Genomic DNA, 407 nt, shown 5'->3' with positions numbered 1-407 from the left:
GCCGCAGACTGTGTTCGGAGAAATTGGCTACGCCGCATCTTTTGTGACCGCCTTGGCCGCAAAACTGCGTGACAGATGGCAGGCTCGCAAGGGACGAGCCCCTGATTTTTGGCGCCTTGCCGTCGGGTCCGGCGATGTTGTCAATCTGGAGACGCGAACGGCGACTGCGTTGCCCGCATTAAGTCATACGATGGCGGACCCTTTTCTATTTGAGAATGACGGCAAAATCTGGGTATTCTATGAGGCTATGAATGCCGATGATGGCAACGGTTGGATTGATGTTGCCGAACTTGACGGAGATACGCTCAAACCTGCGGCAACCGCTCTGTCATGTCCCTATCACCTTTCGTTCCCTTTTGTTTTTCGGGACAAAGATGACATTTATATGTTGCCGGAAACCCAGCAAT

1 pseudogene is annotated in these 407 nt (G+C 52.6%); it reads left to right on the top strand.

Annotated elements, in window-relative coordinates:
• Positions 1-407 (top strand): annotated as a pseudogene (locus AB9F26_RS22330) (hypothetical protein); the annotation flags it as partial.

Origin of the sequence: Falsihalocynthiibacter sp. BN13B15, from assembly GCF_041205415.1 — a bacterium.
Classification (GTDB): Bacteria; Pseudomonadota; Alphaproteobacteria; order Rhodobacterales; family Rhodobacteraceae; genus Falsihalocynthiibacter; species Falsihalocynthiibacter arcticus.
Note: the sequence above shows the minus strand (reverse complement) of the source record. Positions and strands in the feature narration are given on the sequence as shown.